The sequence below is a fragment of the Allobosea robiniae genome (assembly GCF_900102525.1).
GTDB lineage: Bacteria > Pseudomonadota > Alphaproteobacteria > Rhizobiales > Beijerinckiaceae > Allobosea > Allobosea robiniae.
In genome coordinates this window covers 57370-78259 of the sequence record NZ_FNBZ01000003.1, presented here as the reverse complement: position 1 = coordinate 78259, position 20890 = coordinate 57370, and the positions used below count along the sequence as shown (strand labels likewise).

At 66.6% G+C, this 20890-nt stretch carries 22 protein-coding genes; 2 read left to right on the top strand and 20 right to left on the bottom strand.

Annotation, left to right across the window (positions count from 1 at the left end; genetic code table 11):
• Positions 1-51: 51 nt before the first annotated feature.
• Complete coding sequence (locus BLQ70_RS09290; protein ID WP_091856746.1) at positions 52-942, top strand: LysR family transcriptional regulator; 891 nt, start codon at positions 52-54, stop codon at positions 940-942.
• Between the two features lie 71 nt (positions 943-1013).
• Here BLQ70_RS09290 and lhpH read toward each other — a convergent pair whose 3' ends face one another.
• The 4 genes from lhpH to BLQ70_RS09270 form a co-directional block, all read right to left on the bottom strand.
• Positions 1014-2021: a trans-3-hydroxy-L-proline dehydratase gene (gene lhpH / locus BLQ70_RS09285; protein WP_091856745.1), complete on the bottom strand. Its 1008-nt coding sequence runs from the start codon at positions 2019-2021 to the stop codon at positions 1014-1016.
• Between the two features lie 68 nt (positions 2022-2089).
• Positions 2090-3226 carry a M20/M25/M40 family metallo-hydrolase gene (locus BLQ70_RS09280; protein WP_091856744.1) on the bottom strand — a complete coding sequence of 379 codons (1137 nt, stop codon included), beginning with the start codon at positions 3224-3226 and terminating at the stop codon, positions 2090-2092.
• A gap of 11 nt (positions 3227-3237) precedes the next feature.
• Entirely contained in the window at positions 3238-4398 is a 1161-nt protein-coding gene (locus BLQ70_RS09275) for a M20 aminoacylase family protein (protein ID WP_091856743.1), read from the bottom strand.
• 23 nt (positions 4399-4421) lie between these two features.
• Positions 4422-5921: a M81 family metallopeptidase gene (locus BLQ70_RS09270; protein WP_091856742.1), complete on the bottom strand. Its 1500-nt coding sequence runs from the start codon at positions 5919-5921 to the stop codon at positions 4422-4424.
• Between the two features lie 303 nt (positions 5922-6224).
• Between BLQ70_RS09270 and trhA the strand changes: the two genes are divergently transcribed.
• Positions 6225-6893 (top strand): PAQR family membrane homeostasis protein TrhA, encoded by a 669-nt coding sequence (trhA, locus tag BLQ70_RS09265; protein WP_091856741.1) that lies wholly within the window; start codon positions 6225-6227, stop codon positions 6891-6893.
• A gap of 18 nt (positions 6894-6911) precedes the next feature.
• On the opposite strand, the gene ureG is transcribed toward trhA, so the two are convergent.
• The 16 genes from ureG to BLQ70_RS09185 all read right to left on the bottom strand — a co-directional run bounded on the left by ureG (position 6912) and on the right by BLQ70_RS09185 (position 20876).
• Positions 6912-7544 (bottom strand): urease accessory protein UreG, encoded by a 633-nt coding sequence (gene ureG, locus BLQ70_RS09260; RefSeq protein ID WP_061970432.1) that lies wholly within the window; start codon positions 7542-7544, stop codon positions 6912-6914.
• Positions 7541-8233, bottom strand: a complete 693-nt coding sequence (locus tag BLQ70_RS09255) for an urease accessory protein UreF (RefSeq protein ID WP_091856740.1) — start codon at positions 8231-8233, stop codon at positions 7541-7543. The genes ureG and BLQ70_RS09255 overlap by 4 nt, the downstream gene beginning before the upstream one ends.
• Positions 8196-8663 carry an urease accessory protein UreE gene (locus BLQ70_RS09250; protein ID WP_091856739.1) on the bottom strand — a complete coding sequence of 156 codons (468 nt, stop codon included), beginning with the start codon at positions 8661-8663 and terminating at the stop codon, positions 8196-8198. The genes BLQ70_RS09255 and BLQ70_RS09250 overlap by 38 nt, the downstream gene beginning before the upstream one ends.
• A gap of 14 nt (positions 8664-8677) precedes the next feature.
• Positions 8678-10390 carry an urease subunit alpha gene (gene ureC / locus BLQ70_RS09245; protein ID WP_091856738.1) on the bottom strand — a complete coding sequence of 571 codons (1713 nt, stop codon included), beginning with the start codon at positions 10388-10390 and terminating at the stop codon, positions 8678-8680.
• Positions 10390-10695 carry an urease subunit beta gene (locus BLQ70_RS09240; protein ID WP_091856737.1) on the bottom strand — a complete coding sequence of 102 codons (306 nt, stop codon included), beginning with the start codon at positions 10693-10695 and terminating at the stop codon, positions 10390-10392. Before BLQ70_RS09240 ends, ureC begins: the two co-directional genes overlap by 1 nt.
• A gap of 4 nt (positions 10696-10699) precedes the next feature.
• Entirely contained in the window at positions 10700-11281 is a 582-nt protein-coding gene (locus BLQ70_RS09235) for a HupE/UreJ family protein (RefSeq protein WP_091856736.1), read from the bottom strand.
• A 21-nt stretch (positions 11282-11302) separates the two neighbouring features.
• Positions 11303-11605, bottom strand: a complete 303-nt coding sequence (locus BLQ70_RS09230) for an urease subunit gamma (RefSeq protein WP_091856735.1) — start codon at positions 11603-11605, stop codon at positions 11303-11305.
• Between the two features lie 9 nt (positions 11606-11614).
• Entirely contained in the window at positions 11615-12451 is an 837-nt protein-coding gene (locus tag BLQ70_RS09225) for an urease accessory protein UreD (protein ID WP_210184270.1), read from the bottom strand.
• Positions 12452-12498: 47 nt separating this feature from the next.
• Positions 12499-13194, bottom strand: coding sequence for an urea ABC transporter ATP-binding subunit UrtE (gene urtE / locus BLQ70_RS09220; RefSeq protein WP_091857112.1), 696 nt, complete (start codon positions 13192-13194; stop codon positions 12499-12501).
• Between the two features lie 61 nt (positions 13195-13255).
• Entirely contained in the window at positions 13256-14020 is a 765-nt protein-coding gene (gene urtD / locus BLQ70_RS09215) for an urea ABC transporter ATP-binding protein UrtD (RefSeq protein WP_091856734.1), read from the bottom strand.
• Between the two features lie 5 nt (positions 14021-14025).
• Positions 14026-15138 carry an urea ABC transporter permease subunit UrtC gene (gene urtC, locus BLQ70_RS09210; protein WP_425284572.1) on the bottom strand — a complete coding sequence of 371 codons (1113 nt, stop codon included), beginning with the start codon at positions 15136-15138 and terminating at the stop codon, positions 14026-14028.
• 23 nt (positions 15139-15161) lie between these two features.
• Positions 15162-16763 (bottom strand): urea ABC transporter permease subunit UrtB, encoded by a 1602-nt coding sequence (gene urtB, locus BLQ70_RS09205; RefSeq protein ID WP_091856732.1) that lies wholly within the window; start codon positions 16761-16763, stop codon positions 15162-15164.
• Between the two features lie 108 nt (positions 16764-16871).
• Positions 16872-18173 carry an urea ABC transporter substrate-binding protein gene (urtA, locus tag BLQ70_RS09200; RefSeq protein ID WP_091856731.1) on the bottom strand — a complete coding sequence of 434 codons (1302 nt, stop codon included), beginning with the start codon at positions 18171-18173 and terminating at the stop codon, positions 16872-16874.
• Between the two features lie 479 nt (positions 18174-18652).
• Positions 18653-19678, bottom strand: coding sequence for an amino acid ABC transporter substrate-binding protein (locus BLQ70_RS09195; RefSeq protein WP_091856730.1), 1026 nt, complete (start codon positions 19676-19678; stop codon positions 18653-18655).
• A gap of 41 nt (positions 19679-19719) precedes the next feature.
• Complete coding sequence (locus tag BLQ70_RS09190) at positions 19720-20358, bottom strand: L,D-transpeptidase (RefSeq protein ID WP_091856729.1); 639 nt, start codon at positions 20356-20358, stop codon at positions 19720-19722.
• A gap of 14 nt (positions 20359-20372) precedes the next feature.
• Positions 20373-20876, bottom strand: coding sequence for a hypothetical protein (locus BLQ70_RS09185; protein WP_244492971.1), 504 nt, complete (start codon positions 20874-20876; stop codon positions 20373-20375).
• Between the last annotated feature and the right edge of the window lie 14 nt (positions 20877-20890).

Below are 20890 nucleotides of genomic sequence, written 5' to 3'. Positions count from 1 at the left end.
GTGGCTATGCTCGTATGCTGAAATAATGACATATATCAATGATCTTTTGTCATGAAACATCCGATCGACGGCATCGAGGCCTTCATCCAGATCGCCGAGCTCGGCAGCTTCAACAAGGCGGCCGAGAAGCTGCACGTCACGCAGACCGGACTGACGCGGCGCATCCAGCGGCTCGAGGCCCATGTCGGGCTCAAACTGATCGACCGCACGACACGGACCGTCGCGCTGACCAGCATCGGCCGCGAATTCCTGCCGGAAGCCCAGCGTATGCTCGACGCCGTCGACCGCTCGTTCGAGCGGCTGAAGACGATGTCGCGCTTCTCGACCGGCGACATCACGATCGCCTCGGTGCCGTCGCTGATGTATGGCCGCCTGCCACGCATCCTGCGCAGCTATGCCACGCGCCATCCGAACAACCGCGTCGAGATCCTCGACCGGACCAGCACGCTGGTCATCGAGGCGGTGCGTCGGCGCCAGGCCGAGTTCGGCCTGCATGTCCAGCCGCCGAACCAGCAGGACCTGCATAACGAGATCCTGGTCCGCGACCCCTTCGTCGTCTACTGCCGCACCGACCATCCGCTGGCGGGGCGCGAGACCATCGCCTGGGCCGACCTCGCTGGCTACGACCTGATCACGCTGGGCGGCAGCAGCGGCAACCGGCTGCTGATGGAAGCGCAATTGTCGCGCTCCGGCATCGAGGTGAAAACCAAGTTCGTGGTCGAGTATTTCTCCAGCGCGATCGGGCTGGCCTCGGAAGGGCTGGGGATCGCCATTCTGGTCGCTTCCCTCGTCGAGAACCTGCGTGCCGACCTCGCCCAGATTCCGCTGGTCGATCCGATCGTCGACCGGCCGGTTTCGCTGATCCGCCGGCGCGGCGAGACGCTGACTCCCGCCGCCCAGGCGCTCTACAACCTGATCGTCCGCGATCTCGGGCCGCTCTAGCTTTTTATTTTATCACATTTTCTTCACGCGAACCGGCCCCCACTTCGCTCGAAAATGCTCTAGCGGGCCCGCTATCGCAGCAGGAAGCCGTGCCGCAGCGGATCGTCGCGATCGATGATCCAGCTCGCCTGGCCGCAGAGATGCGCACTGCCGGAGACTTCCGGGATGACGGCGTCGATCTCTCCCAGCCTGGTCTCCTTCAGGACCCGCGCCGTCATGATCGAGCCGACGATGGATTCGTTGACCAGAAGGTGGCCGGGCTTGAGCAACCCCTTGGCATGGAGCAGCGCGGCCCGCCCGGCCGTGCCGGAACCGGTCGGCGAGCGGTCCAGCTGCCGGTCCGCGAAGATGCAGCAATTCGCCTGCGTCGCACCGGGGTCGAGCGGATCGCCATCGATGATCGTGCCGTAGATATGGTTCAGCTCGGGAATTTCCGGGTGCACGACCGGAAAGGCGGCGTTGGCGGCTGCCTTCACCTCGGCGCCGAAGCGGATCAGGGCCTCGGCCTTCTCCCGACGGATCGTCAGGCCGAAGGGGCGACCATCGGTGTAGAAATAGAAGGCTCCTCCGAAGGCGATATCGCCGGTGACCCGGCCGTAGGTCGGCGTCTCCACGCTGACATCGCGATGGACCAGATAGGACGGCACGTTCACGAAGCGCACGCTGGCGGCGCGGCTGCCATCCCAGGCGACGAAGGCCTCGATGAAGCCGCAGGGCGCGTCGATCCCCACCCGCGTTTCCGGCTCGGTGCGCTGGACCCAGCCGAGTTCGACGGCCGCGGTCGCGAGCGCGATGACTCCATGGCCGCAATGGTCGCTGTAGCCTTCGTTATGCACGAAGATGACGCCGAAATCGGCTTCGGGCGAAACCGGCTCGGTCAGGTAGCCGGCATACATGTCGGCATGGCCGCGCGGCTCGAAGATCAGCGCCTGCCTGACATCGTCGATGTTGTTCTTCACCCAGTCGCGCCGCTGCACGATCGTCTTGCCGGGCAGCCGCGGCAGCCCGCTCGTCACGATCCGGAACGGCTCGCCGCCGGTATGGGTTTCGATGGTCTGGATGACGCGGTCGGCTTGCATCGTTCCCCTTCAAGCTGCGCTCATCGTGATGCTGTGTCCGGCCGTGGCCGCAGCTGCGGCCCCGCGCCTCAATCCGACAGGCGCGCGAGCAGCCCCGCGATCAGGCGGGTGCGCCGCGCCAGGCTGCCCACCTCGATATGCTCTTCCAGCGTGTGATAGCCGGCACCGAGCAGACCAAGCCCATCGAGCGAAGGAATTCCGGCCGCGCCGGTGAAATTGGCGTCGGAGCCGCCGCCGGCCGAGGCATGGCCGAGATCCCAGCCCAGTTCCGCGGCAATGTCGCGCGCCTGCCGGTAGAGCGCCATCGTGCCCTCGTCGGGCTCCCAGACCGGACGGGTGACGCCGCGCTCGACCGTGAAGCCGGTGCCGTCGGCCTCGCGCTGCGACAAGGCGAGCATGCGCTCGACGCCGCGGTCGAGATCCTGCTGGCGCTTCGCCATGCTGAGCGCCTCGGCCCGACACGATGTCGGGACGCAGTTGACCCACTGGCCGCCCTGGATCACGCCGACCGAGAAGGTGCAGTCCTCGCCGGTCATCTCTTCGATGGCGAGCAGTTGCCGCGCCATCAGGCTGATGGCGGAACGCCCGTCCTTCAGCCGCGAACCCGCATGACTCGGCCGGCCCTCGGCCGCGAGATTGAAACGGGCGATGGCATAGCGCCCGGTGACGACGCCGTCGCCCGGCTGGCCGGGCTCCGGCACCAGCACGTAGCGGTGGCGGCGTGCCTCCTCCATAATCAGTTCGCGCGTGCCGGGGCTGCCGATCTCCTCGTCCGAGGTATAGAGCACCGTGATCGGCAGCGGCGTCGCGACGCCGGCCCTGGCCAAGGCAACAATCGCCTGCAGGCCGGCATAGGCGCCGCCCTTCATGTCGAGAATGCCCGGCCCGTAGCAGCGCGAGCCCTCGCGGCGGAAGGGCAGCTTCGCCAGCGTGCCGACCGGGTGCACCGTGTCGAGATGCGACATCACCAGAATGCCGGACTCGCCCTGGCGCGGATGCGGGAAGGTGGCGCGCACGCAGTCACCCAGCCCCTTTGGACCGGGGATGCGGGTGATGCTAGCGCCAGCCGCCGCGGTGTCGGCGGCGGCGAGGTCCATCATCCGGTTGACGGCGGCGGCGTCGAAGGTCGGGCTCTCGCACTCGATCCACGGGCGCAGGCCCGCGAGCAAGGCCTCGGTATCGAGCGGCAGCGCGGCGAGATCCATCGGGTCGATCCTCAGGCGGCTGCGCGCGTTTCGACGAGCCGGGCCAGCAGGCTGGCGCCGACCGGCAGAATGCCGTCGTCGAGAACGTAGGACGGATTGTGCACCGGCACGGTGCCGGCATGGCCGACCCAGGCATAGGCGCCAGGCACGACGCGCAGCATGTCGGCGAAATCCTCGCTGCCCATCAATGGCTTGCCATCGGTGAGCACGCCCTCGGTGCCGACGATCTCGGCGGCGACAGCGACAACGGCGTCGGTCTGGGCCTCGTGATTGACCAGCACGTTGAAGATGTTGCGGATGTCGACATCGATGGTGACGCCGAAGCTCGCCGCCGTGCCGGCTGCGATCTCGCGCATGCGGTCGCGCACGAGCGCGCCGATCTCCGGCGAGAAGGTGCGGATCGTACCGGCGAGCACGGCCTCCTCGGGGATGACGTTATAGGCCGAGCCGGCATGGATCTGCGTGATCGAGAGCACGGCGGCCTCGCGCGGATCGGCGTTGCGGCTGACGATGGTCTGCAGCGCGTTGGCGAGGCTCATCGCCACGACGATCGGGTCGCGCCCCATATGCGGCATGGCGCCATGGCTGCCCCGGCCAGTGATCCTGATGTCGAAGAAATCGGCACCGGCCATGGCCGGGCCGGGGAAGATCGAGATCTGGCCGGGCTCGAGATCGGGCGAATTGTGCAACCCATAGATCTCGTCGCAGGGGAAGCGCTCGAACAGCTTCTCGGCGATCATGCTGCGCGCCCCGCCGAGCCCTTCCTCGGCCGGCTGGAAGACGAACACAGCCGTACCCTTGAAGCCGCGATTCTCGGAGAGATAACGCGCGGCGCCGAGCAGCATGGTGGTGTGCCCGTCATGGCCGCAGGCATGCATCTTGCCGGCGACGGTGGAGCGCCACGGCAGATTGGTGATCTCCTGGATCGGCAGCGCGTCCATGTCCGCGCGCAGGCCGATGCGCCGCCCCGGTCCGCCGGTACCGTTGAGGATGCCGACCAGCCCGGTCTTGCCGATGCCACGATGGACCTCGATGCCCCAGCTCGTGAGCTTTTCCGCCACGATGTCGGAGGTCCGGACCTCCTCGAAGCCGATCTCGGGATGGGCATGGAGGTCGCGGCGGATGGCGACGAGTTCGTCCGTGAAGGACAGTATCTCAGGCAGGGCGGGCATGACGGCTCCAGATATCGGATTGTTCAGGCGAAGGGCTGGCCGAGGGGCGAGGTCCGCAGGCCGGGCCGCAGCCTGCGCCATGGCAAGGCGGCGGGATCGACGGGCATCGGCCCCGGCGCGGCGCAGACGAGGATCGTGGCGGCGATCGGCTCGAAATCGGCGCGGAAATGCACCGAGCTCTTGTTGACCAGGATCGCCTGCTCGGTCGGCTCGATGCCAACCTGACGGTACATCGCCTGATCCGCCATCTGCGCCTTTCGCGAGCCGACGACGATCCGGACGTCACCGACGCGCAGGCAGGCGCTCGGCCCGAGATTCATCCGCGATCCCCCGTAGAACGGGCCGGGCGCGACGAAACGGCCGTCCGACAGCGTCTCGACCAGAAAGTCCCCCGCGAGCGGGCGGTCGCCCGGGATACCCGACTTTGCTCCGAGTGAAAGCGAGATCGTCACGCCTTCGCCGGCGGCATGAGCGGCCGCAGCCGCAGCGGGATCGACGATGACGCCGATCGCGGCGCGTGTCGCGCCGCCCCGCACCAGGGCATGGGCCATACCCATCGTGTCGGAATCGCCGCCGGCGCCGGGATTGTCCTGCGTGTCGGAGATGACGACGGGCTTCGTCGCGGTCTCGGCCAGACGCATCGCCTCCGCCACGCCGTCCTCCGGCGAGAAGACCCGGCCCTTGAACGCGGCTTCACTGGCCATCACGCGGGCAAGGACCGCATCGGCCGCCCGGTCGGCATCGGCCTGCGTCGCGCCATAGGCGAGGACGGTCGCGCCGCAATCCGGGAAATCGGCTGCCGGGAAGCCGGGCAGGAAGGAGAGCGTGGGCACGGCCGGGCCTTCGAGCGCGACGAGCTCGGCATAGATGGTGCGGCAGGGCTCCATCGCCGTCGCCTGCCAGGCGATGGGGATGAGATAGGGCACCTGGCGGAAGGCCTTGGCCGGGCGGGCCCCTGTGTCGATCAATTGCGCCAGCACCTCGGCCGAGCGGCTGCCGGTCAGCGCCATGTCGACATGCGGGTAGGTGCGAAAGGCGACGAGCGCATCGGCCATCGCCATCATCAGCGGCGTGACATTGCCGTGCAGGTCGAGGCTGACGACAAGCGGAACCTGGGGCCCGATCGCAGCGCGCACCCGCCGCAGCAATTCGCCCTCACCGTCATCGTGATTCTGCGCGACCATGGCGCCGTGGAGGTCGAGATAGACCCCGTCCAGCGGCAGCGCTGCGGCAATGCACTCGACCAGCTCGCCGGCGAGCGTCTCGAAGGCCTCGGTCGTGACATGGGCGGAGGGGCTGGCTGCACACCAGAGCGTCGGCACGAGCTCCCAATCCCGCCCACGGGCGCTGTCGACGAAACCGGCGGCGCTGACATTGACGTCCTTCACGGCTGCGAAGATCGCTTCGCCGCGCGCCAGCGGCGGCCAGCCACCGCCTTGCTGGAATGCCTCCATCCCGGCCATGCTGGGTGCGAAGGTGTTGGTTTCGTGAAGAAATCCACCAAATGCAATGCGGCGCGGCATCCGTTCCCCCTTGGCTGCAGCCGAGGTAATCACAGGCAGCTGCGCTCTCCAAGGCGCAAAAGCGCCGGCCCGGCCATGGCGAAATGGCGGGGCTGGATCATGCCGGTCGGTGCCCGGGAGACCTTCCGAGCATCGCAAGGCACGCGCAACAGGGGCCGCAATGCATCACCCGCGCTTCCGGGAACCGCAAAGACACATCCGATGAGCCGGCAGGCCTGTGACGATGCAGCACAGGCGGCGACATTGAGATGACACAGGTTCCCGCTACGTGCCAAACCAACTTGAGCTGCCAGCGCGTGAGGAATTGCCGTGAACGTTCCCGTCGTAGGACGCTTCGTCTTCAGGCGCGCCGAGCTTTGGGCGGACGGTGTGATCCATGTCCTCGGCGTTGCCCTCGGGCTGGGAGCCGTCGCAGCCTTGATCGTTCAGGTCGCCAACCGCGCTCCGCTGTTCGATCTGATTCCCGTTTCGATCTATGGCGCGGCCCTCCTCGCGGTCCTGATCGTCTCGGCGACCTACAACATGTGGCCGATCTCGCCCCGCAAGTGGTTCATCAGGCGCTTCGACCATTCGGCGATCTACGTTCTCATCGCCGGCACCTACACCCCGTTCCTGATGAAGCTGAGCGGGAGCATTTTCGCCCAGACCCTCCTCGTCGTCGTGTGGCTCGCGGCGGCGGCCGGCGTCGTCATCAAGGTGGCTCTGCCGGGTCGGTTCGACCGCCTGTCGATCGCGCTTTATCTCCTGATCGGGTGGAGCGGTCTCCTGATCTGGGAGAGCGTCAGCCTCCTGCCCGCGACCACCTTATGGTTGATCGTCGCAGGCGGCCTGCTCTACTCGATCGGTGTCATTTTCCACGTCTGGGAAAGCCTGCCGTTCCAGAATGCGATCTGGCACGGCTTCGTTCTCGTTGCGTCCGGCTGTTTCTATGGGGCCGTGTTTCGGGCCTATGCGATCGCACCAACGGCATGAGCTGCAGCCGCCCCGCGCTCAAATGCCCCCTCGTTCAGCGACAAGGCCGCCATTCCTCTCGATGAAGGCAACGATCTCGTCCACCCCCGTGAGGCGGTTCAGGTCGCTGAAGACGAAGGGCCGGCCGGCCCGCTGCTTTTCGGTGTCGGAGCGCATCACGTCGAGATTCGCACCGACATAGGGCGCGAGATCGATCTTGTTGATGATCAACAGATCCGAGCGGGTGATGCCCGGCCCGCCCTTGCGCGGGATCTTCTCGCCGCCGGCGACATCGATGACATAGAGCGTGATGTCGGCGAGATCGGGCGAGAATGTCGCTGCGAGATTGTCGCCACCGGATTCGATGAAGACGATGTCGAGATCGGGGAAGCGCCGGCGCATCTCGGCGATGGCTGCGAGGTTGATCGAGGCATCCTCGCGGATCGCGGTGTGCGGACAGCCGCCGGTCTCGACGCCGATGATGCGCTCTTCCGGCAGGGCCTGCAGCCGGTTGAGGATCAGCTCATCCTCCTTGGTGAAGATGTCGTTGGTGACGACGGCAACCGAATAGCGGCCCCGCATCGCCTTGCAGAGTTTTTCGGTGAGCGTGGTCTTGCCGACGCCGACCGGGCCGCCGATGCCGACACGGAGCGGGCCATTGGGGGAGTTCACGAGCGAAAGACCCTCGAATACTGCGTTTCATGGTTCATCGAGAGGATATCGGCGCGGATGGTGCAGGCGCCGAGATCGTTGAGCGTGGAGCCGGCAGCGCGCTGTGCCGTCCGGAGGATAACAGGCTCCAGCGCGGCAAGCGTCGCGACGCCGTCACGCTGGCCGAGCGGGATCAACCGGACGCAGGCCTGGACGAGGTTCGAGGCGAAGGCGTGGAGATAAGCAGTCAACGCATCGGCAAGCGCGATGCCGTGGCGCGCTGCGGCTGAGCCGACGGCCACCGGATAGGCGATCGGCCCCTCCCCGCCTGCCGGCGGCTCGCCGCTCCAGGCCGCCATCGCATCGACGAAGGCGCCGCCTTGCAGCATGGTTTCCATGTGGCGCTCGCGCGAACCGGACATCGCTTCGGCCAGTTCTGCGACCTCGGCGATATCTTCACCGGCCCTGGTCTGGCGCCAGGTTTCGGCCAGCAGAACGGCGTCATTCCAGGCGGAGCCCTGCCCCAGCAGCGCCTCCAGCCATTCACGCAGGCTTTGCCGATCTCGGATCAATCCGTCGTGGATCGCTCGCTCCAGCCCGTGGCTATAAGCGAAAGACCCAACCGGAAAGGCCGGGGATAGCCATGTCATCAGGCGGGCGAGCGAGGCAGCCTCAGCCATGGTGATGGTGATGGCTGTGCCCGTGATCATACCCCTGGGCATGATACGCGCCGTGCACCGGCTGGAAGCGCGCGACGACCGCGCGGACGGAGGCACCGAGCCCTTCCAGCATGGCGCGGATGACATGATCCCGCTGGATCAGGATACGATCTTCGTCGATCTGCGCCGGCAGGTGGCGGTTGCCGAGATGCCAGGCGAGATGCCGTAAGGGGCAAGCGGAGCCGGGAAGCACCTCGTAGAGTTCCTCCTCTGCCGCGACGATTGCGATCTTGCGGCCGTCCTCCAGCACCAGCCGATCGCCATCGGCGAAGAGCATCGGCTCGGGCAGGTCGACCATGACCTCGTCGCCCTGATCCGTGGTGACGAGCTTGCGGCGGAGGTGGCGCGCGGCATGGTCGAGCCGGAGCGTACCGGCGGGCTCGCCGCCACCGCCGTGGCTATGGGAAATGGCGCGGAGCATGCTCAAGCCTCGGATCAGAACAGGAAATAGCGCTGCGCCATCGGCAGCACGGTCGCGGGTTCGCAGGTCAGGAGCTCGCCATCGGCGCGGACCTCGTAGGTCTCGGGGTCGACCTCCATATGCGGCGTGGCATCGTTCAGGATCATCGAAGCCTTGGAGATGCCGCCGCGCGTATTTTCGGCCGCGACCATGCCTTTGGCGACGCCGAGCTTCTCCTTCAGCCCGCATGCGATCGCCGCCTGGCTGACGAAGGTCACCGAGGACATCGCGGGCGCCCTCCCCATCGCCCCGAACATCGGGCGGTAATGCATCGGCTGCGGGGTCGGGATCGAGGCGTTGGGATCGCCCATCGGTGCGGCCGCGATCATGCCGCCGACCAGCACCATCTCCGGCTTCACCCCGAAGAAGGCTGGGTTCCAGAGCACGAGATCGGCGCGTTTTCCCACCTCGACCGAGCCGACATGCTTCGACAGGCCCTGCGCGATGGCGGGGTTGATCGTGTATTTCGCGATGTAGCGGCGGACCCGCAGATTGTCGTTGTCGCCGGTCTCTCCGGGCAGGCGCCCGCGCTGGACCTTCATCTTGTGCGCGGTCTGCCAGGTCCGGATCAGCACTTCGCCGACACGGCCCATGGCCTGGCTGTCGGAGGAGATGATCGAGAAGGCGCCGATATCGTGCAGGATGTCCTCGGCCGCGATCGTCTCCTTGCGGATGCGGCTCTCGGCGAAGGCGATATCCTCCGGGATCGCGGGCGAGAGGTGATGGCAGACCATCAGCATGTCCAGGTGTTCGGCGATGGTGTTTTGCGTGTAGGGCCGCGTCGGGTTGGTCGAGGACGGGATGACGTTCGCGAGGCCACAGACCTTGATGATATCGGGCGCATGGCCGCCGCCGGCGCCTTCCGTGTGAAAGGCGTGGATGGTGCGGCCCTTGAAGGCGGCGACCGTATCCTCGACGAAGCCGCTCTCGTTCAGCGTGTCCGTATGGATCATGACCTGGACGTCGTAATCGTCGGCGACGCTGAGGCAGTTGTCGATCGCGGCCGGCGTCGTACCCCAGTCCTCGTGGAGCTTGAGCGCGCAGGCGCCGCCCTCGATCATCTCGATCAGCGCGGCGGGCTTCGAGGCATTGCCCTTGCCGGAAAGCCCGAGATTGATCGGCACGGCGTCGAAGGACTGGATCATCCGGCCGAGATGCCAGGGGCCGGGCGTGCAGGTCGTCGCCAGCGTGCCATGCGCCGGGCCGGTGCCGCCGCCGAGCATGGTGGTGACGCCGGCCATCAGCGCCTCGTCGATCTGCTGCGGGCAGATGAAATGGATATGGGCGTCGACGCCGCCGGCGGTGAGGATCTTGCCCTCGCCCGCAATCGCCTCGGTGCCGGGGCCGATGACAATGGTGACGCCGGCTTGCGTATCCGGGTTGCCGGCCTTGCCTATGGCGACGATCAGCCCGTCCCTCAGGCCGACATCGGCCTTCACGATCCCCCAGTGATCGACGATCAGGGCATTGGTGATGACGGTATCGACCGCGCCCTCGGCGCGGCTCGCCTGGCTCTGGCCCATGCCGTCGCGGATGACCTTGCCGCCGCCGAATTTCACCTCTTCGCCATAGACGGTGAAGTCCTTCTCGACCTCGATGATGAGCTCGGTATCCGCGAGCCGGACCCGATCTCCGACCGTGGGTCCGTACATCTGCGCGTAAGCCGCGTGGGAGAGCTTGGCCGGCATCAGAGTATCCCCATCACCTTCTGCTGGAAGCCGTAGACGGCACGCGCGCCGCCCAGCGGCACGAGGCGAACCTCGCGCTGCTGGCCGGGCTCGAAGCGCACTGCCGTGCCAGCAGCGATATCGAGCCGCATGCCGCGGGCGAGCGCGCGATCGAAATCCAGCGCCTCGTTGGTCTCGAAGAAGTGGTAGTGCGAGCCGACCTGGATCGGCCGGTCCCCGGTATTGGCGACGAGGAGCGTGATTTGCTCGGCGCCCTCATTGAGGACGATGTCGCCCGCGGCGGGAAAGACCTCTCCGGGGATCATGGGGTCAGGCTCCCGCGACCAACCAGAGTCCACCGAGCGCCGTCAAACCACCGGCAATACGCGCTGCGATCCGGCCGCGATGCGAGAGCGCGTTGCCGGCGAGGCCAATGCCGATGCCGACCGCGTGCAGCAGGGCGGTCGAGAGCGCGAAGCCGATCATGAAGGACAGGCTCGTCGCCTCGCCGAGTTCGCCGCCATGGGCATAGCCGTGGAACAGCGCGAAGAAGCCGACCACGGCCATGCCGACAGCGACCGGGACCTGCAAGGCGACCAGCGCGAGCAGGCCGAGCACCACGACGGAGGCCGCGATGGTCGGCTCGACGAAAGGCAGGCCGATGCCGGCGAGCGCCGCGGCGAAGCCGAGCATCATCGTGACGACGAAGGCAACGGGAATCGCCCAGATCGCGCGCGCGCCGACGAGGAAGGCCCAGAGGCCGACGCCGACCATCGCCAGGATATGGTCCGCGCCGAAGAGCGGATGCGAAAAGCCGGCGGCGAAGGAGCCGTGCTCGGCAGGGTTGAGATGGGCAAAGGCCGGGCTCGCGGCACCGACGCTCAGGATCAGGGCGATCGACAATCTCTTCATGGCAGCCTCCGGCTTGTGCGCTCAGCGGATCGGTTCGTGGACGGTGACGAGCTTGGTGCCGTCCGGGAAGGTGGCTTCGACTTGCACATCGTGGATCATCTCGGCGACGCCTTCCATCACCTGCGCACGGCTAACGACATGGGCGCCGGCCTCCATCAGATCGGCGACGCTGCGGCCATCGCGTGCGCCCTCGACGACGAAATCGCTGATCAGGGCGATGGCCTCGGGATGGTTGAGCTTCACCCCGCGCTCGAGCCGGCGCCGGGCGACTATGGCCGCCATGGAGATCAGGAGCTTGTCCTTCTCGCGCGGTGTCAGGTTCATGCCGTGATCCTAGAGTTGCCAGACCTTGGGCAGCGGCCGGCCACCCATGAGAAGCGTGAGCAGCGGCTCCAGCCGCCGCCGGAGTGCGAGCCCGGTCTCCTCGACGAGCCGCGCCAGAAACTTTCCGTGCCAGGCGCTGGCGCCGCCGCCCTCCCCGATAATCGCCCGGGCCTGATCCAGGAAGCGCTCGGGTACGATGCCCGCGAACAGCACTGTCGCCATGGCGCGACAGCCGGCCATGGCGGGCTGCGGCGCGAGCCGGGCCGCGATATCGCCTTCGACGCACAGGTCATCGGCGAAGATGAGCCGGCCGTCGCGCCTGATGCGCCAGCGGTCGTGCAGGTGGCCGCTATGCAGGGTCTCGCCCATCGCCTGCCGGCCGAACAGCACAGCCTCGACGGCGACCAGCTCGGCATCACCAGCGAGATCGACGTCGAGGGAGCGGGACAGGCGACCGCCGTCGAACAGGATCGTCTCCTGTGGTAGCCAGGCAAGCCGCGCCCCAGCCGCGAGGCGCAGGCGGTTGGTCACAACGGCATCGGCGCCGGTCGAGCGATAAATGCGCTCGCAGGCCTGGGTGGTGACACAGGCATTGGTGTGCGGAGCCAGATTCGCGTCGATGGCGAAACTGTCGCCGCCGGTCAAACCGCCAGCCGTGTTGATGAGGATGGCCTGCGGATCGTCGCTGCCGAGCGGGCGCGGGAAGCGCAGCTTGGCGCAGCCCTCCTGAAAGAGTCGATCGAGGCAGGTCTGGCCATCGCGCGACCGGAAGCTGACGCTAGCCTGCCCTTGCGCGCGCTGCATCCGCATCGGTGCGGCGCTCTGGAGATCCTCAACCGCCAGCATCTTCAGGCCCGTTTCCCATGGAGCACGGCATGCGGGACATGCTCCATCTAGACCTGAATCAGTCTCTGAACCTGCGCGCCGTCAAGCTCGCTCATCGGGCCGGACAGCACGACCTCGCCGCGATCCATCACGAACATCGTGTCGGCGAGATCGCGGGCGAAGTCGAAATACTGCTCGACCAGCACGATCGCCATGCCGCCTTTCTGGCGGAGATAGTCGATGGCGCGGCCGATATCCTTGATGATCGAGGGCTGGATGCCCTCGGTCGGCTCGTCCAGCACCAAGAGCCTGGGCCGGGTGACCAGCGCCCGCGCGATCGCGAGCTGTTGCTGCTGGCCACCCGAGAGGTCTCCGCCGCGCCGGCCCAGCATGGTCTTCAGCACGGGGAACAGGTCGAAGAGTTCATCCGGGACGTAGCGCTCGCGGCGCTTCAGCGGCGCGAAACCGGTCTCCAGATTCTCCTTCACCGTCAGCAGCGGAAAAATCTCCCGCCCCTGCGGCACATAGGCGATGCCGACCCGCGCGCGTTCCTCGCTGCGCAGGGCCGAGATGTCTTCTCCGTCGAGGCTGATATGGCCGCCGGAAATCGGCTGGTGGCCGACGATGGCGCGCATCAGCGAGGTCTTGCCGACGCCGTTGCGGCCCATCACGCAGGTGACCTTGCCGGTCTCGGCGGTGACGGAGACGCGGCGGAGCGCCTGGGCCGCGCCGTAGTGGAGGTTGATGGCGGCGACATCGAGCATGTGGTTCATTTCCGCCGCATGATCTGATCGGAAAACCGGTTCCCACTTTTCCTGATCATGCTCACCGCCCCAGATAGACTTCGACGACGCGCTCATTGGCGCTGACATGGTCAAGCGGGCCCTCGGCCAGCACCGAGCCCTCGTGCAGCACCGTGACCTTCACGCCGAGCTCGCGGATGAAGCCCATGTCGTGCTCGACCACGATCACCGAATGATCCCGCGCGATCTCCTTGAGCAGCACCGCCGTCTGCGCGGTCTCGCCATCGGTCATGCCGGCGGCGGGCTCGTCGACGAGCAGGAGCTTCGGGTCCTGCGCCAGCAGCATGCCGATCTCCAGCCACTGCTTCTGGCCATGTGAAAGCGAGCCTGCGAACCGGTCCCGCCTGTCGGCGAGGCGGATGATGCCGAGGATGTCGTCGATGCGCTTCTGCTGCGGGCTTTCCGTCTTCCAGAACAACGTCTTGCCGACCGTGCGCTTCGATTTGAGCGCCAGCAGGATGTTGTCCTCGATCGTGTGGCTGTCGAAGACGGTCGGCTTCTGGAACTTACGGCCGATGCCGAGATTGGCGATGGCGGCTTCGTCGAGCTTGGTCAGGTCGACCGAGCCGCCGAACATGACCGTGCCGACATCCGGTTTCGTCTTGCCGGTGATGATGTCCATCATCGTGGTCTTGCCGGCGCCGTTAGGGCCGATGATGGCGCGCATCTCGCCGGGCTCGATGGTCAGTGAGAGGCCGCGGATGGCCTTGAAGCCGTCGAAGGAGACGCTGACGCCGTCGAGATAGAGCAGCGAGGAGGTGAGAGCGCCGGGCACGGGAGCGTTCATCGCTGCTACTCCGCCGGGGCCGGCTCGGCGGCCGGGGTCGGGGCGGACTTGCGGCGGCGCGCCCACAGGGCTTCGGCCGTGCCCAGAATGCCCTTGGGCAGGAACAGCGTGACGACGACGAAGAGGCCGCCGAGCGCGAAGAGCCAGTACGGTGCCATGAAGCCGGAGGTGAACACGGTCTTCGCCCAGTTGACCACGACAGCGCCGAGTGCCGCGCCGACCAGCGAGCCGCGCCCGCCGACCGCGACCCAGATCACGGTCTCGATCGAGTTGGCCGGAGCGAACTCGCTGGGATTAATGATGCCGACCTGCGGGACGTAGAGCGCGCCGGCCACGCCCGCCATGCAGGCCGAGACGGTGAAGACGAAGAGCTTGAAGCGATCGACCCGGTAGCCCAGGAAGCGCGTACGGGACTCGGCGTCGCGGATCGCGATCACGACCTTGCCGAGCTTCGAGACGACGATGCCGCGCGCGATCAGGAAGCCGGCCGCCAGCATGACGCAGGTCATGGAAAACAGAGCGGCGCGCGTCGTCTGCGCCTGGATGTTGAAGCCGAGAATGTCCTTGAAATCGGTCAGGCCGTTATTGCCGCCGAAGCCCATGTCGTTGCGGAAGAAGGCGAGCAGCAGCGCATAGGTCAGGGCCTGCGTGATGATCGAGAGATAGACGCCGGTGACGCGCGAGCGGAAGGCGAACCAGCCGAAGACGAAGGCGAGCAGCCCCGGCACCGCCAGCACCATCAGCATGGCGAAGGGGAAGGAGGAGAAGCCCCACCAGTACCAGGGCAGCTCCTGCCAGTTCAGGAACACCATGAAATCCGGGAGGATCGGGTTGCCATAGACGCCGCGCGAGCCGATCTGGCGCATCAGGTAGAGGCCCATGGCGTAGCCGCCGAGCGCGAAAAAGGCGCCATGGCCGAGGCTCAGGATCCCGCAATAGCCCCAGACCAGATCGAGCGAGACCGCCAGCAGCGCGTAGCAGAGATATTTGCCCCAGAGCGACATGGTCGAGGTCGGGACATGGAAGGGCGAGGATGCCGGCAGGAACAGGTTCGAGAGCGGAACCAGCACGGCGAGCCCCAGCAGGATCGCGAGGAAGATGCCGCCGCGCTTGTCCATGTTCTGGAGGAGGAAGCGGGTGATCATGCTTCCACCGCCCGGCCCTTGAGCGCGAACAGGCCGCGCGGGCGCTTCTGGATGAAGAGGATGATACAGACAAGCAGCGCGATCTTGCCGAGCACGGCGCCGGCATAGGGCTCGAGCAGCTTGTTCGCGACGCCGAGCGTCATCGCGCCGACCAGCGTGCCCCACAAATTGCCGACGCCGCCGAAGACCACAACCATGAACGAGTCGATGATGTAGCTCTGGCCAAGATTGGGGCTGACATTGTCGATCTGCGAGAGAGCGACGCCGGCCAATCCCGCCACGCCCGAGCCGAGCCCGAAGGTCAGCGCGTCGATGCGCCCGGTACGGATGCCCATGGCCGAGGCCATGCGCCGGTTCTGGGTGACCGCGCGCATCTGCAGGCCCATGGGAGTGAGTTTGAGGATGGCGAGCAGCGCCGCGAAGACCAGCGCCGCGAAGACGATGATCCAGAGCCGGTTATAGGTGATCGCCAGACCGCCGAGCTCGAAGGCGCCCGACATGAAGGACGGTGCGCCGACCTCGCGATTGGTCGGACCGAAGGCGGTGCGCACCGCCTGCTGCAGGATCAGGCTGATGCCCCAGGTGGCGAGCAGCGTCTCCAGCGGGCGCCCGTAGAGGAAGCGGATGACGCCGCGCTCGATCGCGATGCCGATCGCGCCAGCGACGATGAAAGCAGCCGGCAGCGCGATGGCCAGCGACCAGTCGAACAGCCAGGGTGCATTGGTGCGGATCAGCTCCTGCACCACGAAGGTGGTGTAAGCGCCGAGCATGACCATTTCGCCATGAGCCATGTTGATCACGCCCATCACGCCGAAGGTGATGGCGAGGCCGATGGCGGCGAGCAGCAGCACCGAACCGAGCGAGAGCCCGTACCAGAGGTTCTGCGCAACGGCCCAAAGCTTCAATCGGCCTTCGATCGCGGTGATCGCCTTGGCCTGCGCTTCCTTGAGGGCCGGCGTCGCGTCACCCGGCAAGGCGCGCAGCGTCGCCAGAGCGTCCTGATCCCCGCGCTCATGCAATACCTCGATGGCGGCAAGCCGATCGAGCGGTTGGGCATCCGGCTTGGCGATCAGGATCGCGGCCTGGGCCTGCCGCAAGGCGGCGAGCGCACGCGGATCGGCTTCCTTGCCGATCGCGGTTTCGACGATCGGCAGCAGGCCGGCGTCGCGCGACTTGAACACGGCCTCGGCCGCGGCCGTACGCTTCGCCGGATCGGGATTGAGCAGGCCGAGGCCACCGAGCGCGGCCTGCACCGCGCGGCGCACAGCATTGTTGAGGCGCACCGCCTTCAGGCCCTCGGGTGCGACGGCCAGCGGCTGGCCCGTGCGGGCGTCGACGAAAGCGCCGGAAGAGGTCTTCACCGCCACGCCGCCGGGCCCAGAGAGCAACCGTCCATCACTGAGCGCCTCGACGATCAGCGCCGCATTCGGATGGGCCGTCGAAACGAGAAGCTCGATGGCGCGGGAGGTATCCGAATAGCTGTCGGCCGCCAACCGTGTGAAGGCTTCATCAGCGGTCTGCGCGAAGGACGCGACCGAGGCCGCGACCAGCGCGACCAGGATGACGAGCCCATGCTTCAGGCGGTGCAAGATCGGCATCGATCCGGTTCGCATTGCGGCTGATGATTGCCTGGAAAAGCCATGCCGCAGCGCGGCGAATGGAGGGCGGCCGGGATCTTTCCCGTGCCGCCCTTCCCCCTCATGACCTCACGCGCCGCCACCGCCGCATTTGCCGGTCTTGACGTTGAAGTTGCCGCACTTCTTCTCGACCCAGTCGCCGATCAGGTCCTTGGAACCGTCGAGCTCCTTCGACCAGGCGTCGCCGGGGACGAGACCCGCGGTCTTCCAGACCACGTCGAACTGGCCGTCATCCTTGATCTCGCCGATGAAGACCGGCTTGGTGATGTGGTGGTTCGGGAGCATCTTCGAGATGCCGCCGGTCAGGTTCGGCGCCTCGATGCCGGGCAGCGCGTCGATAACCTTGTCCGGATCGGTGGTCCCGGCCTTCTCGACCGCCTTCACCCACATGGCGAAGCCGACGACATGGGCTTCCATCGGGTCGTTGGTGACGCGCTTCGGGTTCTTGGTGAAGGTCTGCCACTGCTTGATGAAGGCCTCGTTCTCCGGCGTCTTGATCGACTGGAAGTAGTTCCAGGCGGCGAGATGGCCGACGAGCGGCTTGGTGTCGATGCCGGCCAGCTCCTCCTCGCCGACCGAGAAGGCCACGACCGGAATGTCGGTCGCCTTGATGCCCTGGTTGCCGAGCTCCTTGTAGAACGGCACGTTGGCATCGCCGTTGATGGTCGAGACCACGGCGGTCTTCTTGCCGGCGGAGCCGAACTTCTTGATGTCGGAAACGATGGTCTGCCAATCAGAGTGACCGAAGGGCGTGTAGTTGATCATGATGTCCTCGGGCTTCACGCCCTTGGACTTCAGATACGCCTCGAGGATCTTGTTGGTCGTGCGCGGGTAGACATAGTCGGTGCCGGCCAGCACCCAGCGCTCGACCTTCTCCTCCTTGGCGAGATAGTCGACGGCCGGGATCGCCTGCTGGTTCGGCGCGGCGCCGGTGTAGAACACGTTGCGCTCGCTCTCCTCGCCCTCGTACTGGACGGGATAGAACAGGATGTTGTTGAGCTCCTTGAAGACCGGCAGCACCGACTTGCGCGAGACCGAGGTCCAGCAGCCGAAGGTGGCCGCGACCTTGTCCTTGGTGATGAGTTCGCGCGCCTTCTCGGCGAAGAGCGGCCAGTTCGAGGCGGGATCGACGACGACGGCCTCGAGCTTCTTGCCGAGCAGGCCGCCCTTCTTGTTCTGCTCCTCGATGAGCATGAGCATGACGTCCTTCAGCGTCGTCTCGGAGATCGCCATCGTGCCCGAGAGCGAATGAAGGATGCCGACTTTGATGGTGTCCTGCTGCGCCGCCGCCGGCAGGTAGGACGATCCGAGGAAAGCGGCACCGGCCAGAGCGGTGCCGAGGAATTCGCGACGGTTGCTGTTCACGGCCATCTCCCCGAAGGATTGCTGGCGGCGCCCCCTCGACGCCGACGGGCCGCACGGCCCGTGAACCGAAGCCTCGCAAGTGATGTGCCAACCTGCTGCGAAGCCGGTTCGTGCCGGTACGGCAGCCCTTTTGCCAGAGCGGTGGACCGTCGAGAGCCTGAGGCGCTGCGCAAGCCGCACTGAATGGCCGAGATCTGCTTATTTCTTGAGCAAACTCGGTTGATTGAATTGCATTGATGTCAATTTGAGCAGAAGCCTCGGCGAGACGAAGCCGCGCGGGCTGTCGTCATCGTCATCGTCATCCCATCGGCTGTGCAGGCACGGGCCTGCGTCGAGGATGTGGGGATGGAGAAGAGCGGCACCGGGCCCGGAGAGGCGATCGGAAAACTTCGCAGGAACAACGGCGGCTCGCCCGCAGCCTGCGTGCGCATAGCGCCGCAGCCTGCGAGACAGGAAGGTTTCCCGATGGCCGCGGCGCCTGCGTTCTATCGCAACGGCGGTGCGTAGAGGACGCCGCCCATGCTCCAGAGTTGGTTGAGGCCGCGCGGGATGCCGAGCTTCGAGCCGGTGCCGAGGTTGCGTTCGTAGATCTCGGCATAGTTTCCGCCCGCCTTGACGGCGCGGATCGCCCAGTCCGCATCGAGGCCAAGCGCCTTGCCGAAGCCGCCCTCCGCTCCGGTGAAGCGCCGCACATCCGGCTTCGTGGATTTCAGGGCCTCGTCGAGATTTGCACTGGAAATCCCGAGTTCCTCGGCATTGACCAGCGCGAAGTTCACCCATTTCACCAGCGTGAACCAGGGGAAGTCGTCGCTGCGCACGACCGGCCCGAGCGGCTCTTTCGAGATCACGTCCGGCAGCACGATCGCCTCGGCCGGTTTGGCGAGCCTGAGCCGCTCGCCATGCAGGGCCGACTGGTCGCGGGTCAGCACGTCGCACTGTCCGCCCTCGAAGGCGGCGAAGGCCTCCGCGCCGCTCGGATAGACCTTCTCCTCATAGGTCATGGAATTGGCCTTGAAGAAATCGGCGAGGTTGAGCTGCGTCGTGGTGCCCGCCTCGACGCAGATCTTCGCCTTGTCGAGCGACAGCGCCGTATCGACCTTGAGCGCGCGCTTCGCCAGGAAGCCCTGGCCGTCGTGATAGGTGATGCCGGCGAAGGCCAGGCCCAGTTCGGCCTCGCGACCGAGCGTCCAGCTCGAGTTGCGCGCCAGCAGATCGACCTTGCCGCCCTTCAGCGCCTCGAAACGCTGGCTCGCCGACAGCGGCGTGAAGGCGACCTTGTCCGCGTCGCCAAGCACGACGGCCGCAACGGCACGGCAAAAGTCGACATCGAAGCCGCGCCAGTTGCCTTGGGCATCCTTCTCCGAGAAGCCGGCCACCCCCTCGCTGACGCCGCATTGCAGCGCACCGCGCTGCTTCACCGTGTCGAGCGTACCGGCTGCGGCTGGCAGGACGAAGCCTGCGAGGGCAGCGAGGCTGAGACCGCTGCGGCGAATCCAGGACGTCTTAGACATGTCTGTCCGTTCCTTCTGCAATTCGGAGGATGCGGTGTCGGTCACAGCGTCGCCTTGTGGCGGATGACGACCTTGGTCCCGACCGGGACGCGGTCGTAGAGATCGGCGATGTCGCCGTTGGCCAGGCGGAAACAGCCGGACGAGATCGCCTGGCCGATCGTCTCCGGCTGGTTGGTGCCGTGGATGCGGAAGACCGTCGAGCCGAGATAGAGCGCGCGCGCGCCCATAGGATTGCCAGGTCCGCCGGCCATGAAACGCGGCAGATAGGGCTGGCGCTGCAGCATTTCCGGCGGTGGGCGCCAGTCCGGCCACTCGGCCTTGCGGCTGACCTTGACCTGGCCGGACCAGGTGAAGCCCTCGCGCCCGACCCCGATGCCATAGCGCAGGGCGCGGCCGTTGCCCTGCACCACATAGAGGAAGCGCTCCGCCGAATGGATCACGACAGTGCCCGGCGCCTCGCTCGAGCGGAACAGCACCATCTGGCGGGCATAGGGCCCGTCGGTGATGGTGGCTTCCTCGGTCGAGACACGGCCCGGTTCGTCGCCGATATCCATCGTCTCCTGGATCGCCGCCGGCGGACGCGGCTGCGCCGACGTGGCGCCCGACAGGGCGAGAAGCGAGGCCAGTCCGAAGCCGGACACGAACAGGCCGCGCAGGGTGGTGTGGATGGTGATGCTCATCTCATCGCCTCCGCTCAGCCGCACCGGCTGTAGATGAAGGTGCCGTAGCGCGCATGCGCATCGGGATCGACGAAGCGCATCACCAGTTCCTTAGGCTTCACCGAGAGCAATTCGCGATCCTGCGGGTCGCCGGCCGGGGCCTCGAAGCCGAGATAGGTCCTGCCGCCGGAGCCGGCCTTCAAGCGAAGCTCATAGGGTTTCGGATCGTCGGCGACATGCATCATCACGCCGTCGCCGGGGCCTTTCGTGATCGTGTAGGGCTGCTTGCATTGCGCCCGCGCCTCCGCCTCGGTCCGCTTGCGGTCCTTCTCCGTGTGGAAGGACGCGATGCCCCAGCGCCCGACCAAGGCGTCGCGCGAGACCCCGGCCGGGGCAGGCGCCCGCGCCGCTGGCGCGTCTGACGACGACATGCTCGCGCCACCGCCACAACCCGCGAGGACCAGAGGCAGGAGACCGCAAGCCAATGCGGCGAGGGGAAAGCGCTTCATGTTGCGAGGGGTGCCGGCTCTCGGTGTCATCGTCTCTCCTTGCC

Coding starts and splice junctions, on each gene's coding strand:
- lhpH (WP_091856745.1), bottom strand. CDS start 2,021: ATGCAAGCCGACCGCGTCATCCAGACCATCGAAACCCATACCGGCGGC.
- urtE (WP_091857112.1), bottom strand. CDS start 13,194: ATGCTCGATGTCGCCGCCATCAACCTCCACTACGGCGCGGCCCAGGCG.
- urtC (WP_425284572.1), bottom strand. CDS start 15,138: ATGGACAAGCGCGGCGGCATCTTCCTCGCGATCCTGCTGGGGCTCGCC.
- BLQ70_RS09185 (WP_244492971.1), bottom strand. CDS start 20,876: ATGACACCGAGAGCCGGCACCCCTCGCAACATGAAGCGCTTTCCCCTC.
- BLQ70_RS09250 (WP_091856739.1), bottom strand. CDS start 8,663: ATGCTCCGCGCCATTTCCCATAGCCACGGCGGTGGCGGCGAGCCCGCC.
- BLQ70_RS09290 (WP_091856746.1), top strand. CDS start 52: ATGAAACATCCGATCGACGGCATCGAGGCCTTCATCCAGATCGCCGAG.
- BLQ70_RS09280 (WP_091856744.1), bottom strand. CDS start 3,226: ATGGATCTCGCCGCGCTGCCGCTCGATACCGAGGCCTTGCTCGCGGGC.
- urtA (WP_091856731.1), bottom strand. CDS start 18,173: ATGGCCGTGAACAGCAACCGTCGCGAATTCCTCGGCACCGCTCTGGCC.
- ureC (WP_091856738.1), bottom strand. CDS start 10,390: ATGCCGGCCAAGCTCTCCCACGCGGCTTACGCGCAGATGTACGGACCC.
- BLQ70_RS09275 (WP_091856743.1), bottom strand. CDS start 4,398: ATGCCCGCCCTGCCTGAGATACTGTCCTTCACGGACGAACTCGTCGCC.
- urtB (WP_091856732.1), bottom strand. CDS start 16,763: ATGCCGATCTTGCACCGCCTGAAGCATGGGCTCGTCATCCTGGTCGCG.
- BLQ70_RS09270 (WP_091856742.1), bottom strand. CDS start 5,921: ATGCCGCGCCGCATTGCATTTGGTGGATTTCTTCACGAAACCAACACC.
- BLQ70_RS09195 (WP_091856730.1), bottom strand. CDS start 19,678: ATGTCTAAGACGTCCTGGATTCGCCGCAGCGGTCTCAGCCTCGCTGCC.
- BLQ70_RS09240 (WP_091856737.1), bottom strand. CDS start 10,695: ATGATCCCCGGAGAGGTCTTTCCCGCCGCGGGCGACATCGTCCTCAAT.
- BLQ70_RS09225 (WP_210184270.1), bottom strand. CDS start 12,451: ATGCTGGCGGTTGAGGATCTCCAGAGCGCCGCACCGATGCGGATGCAG.
- BLQ70_RS09230 (WP_091856735.1), bottom strand. CDS start 11,605: ATGAACCTGACACCGCGCGAGAAGGACAAGCTCCTGATCTCCATGGCG.
- BLQ70_RS09255 (WP_091856740.1), bottom strand. CDS start 8,233: ATGATCACGGGCACAGCCATCACCATCACCATGGCTGAGGCTGCCTCG.
- urtD (WP_091856734.1), bottom strand. CDS start 14,020: ATGAACGCTCCCGTGCCCGGCGCTCTCACCTCCTCGCTGCTCTATCTC.
- BLQ70_RS09235 (WP_091856736.1), bottom strand. CDS start 11,281: ATGAAGAGATTGTCGATCGCCCTGATCCTGAGCGTCGGTGCCGCGAGC.
- BLQ70_RS09190 (WP_091856729.1), bottom strand. CDS start 20,358: ATGAGCATCACCATCCACACCACCCTGCGCGGCCTGTTCGTGTCCGGC.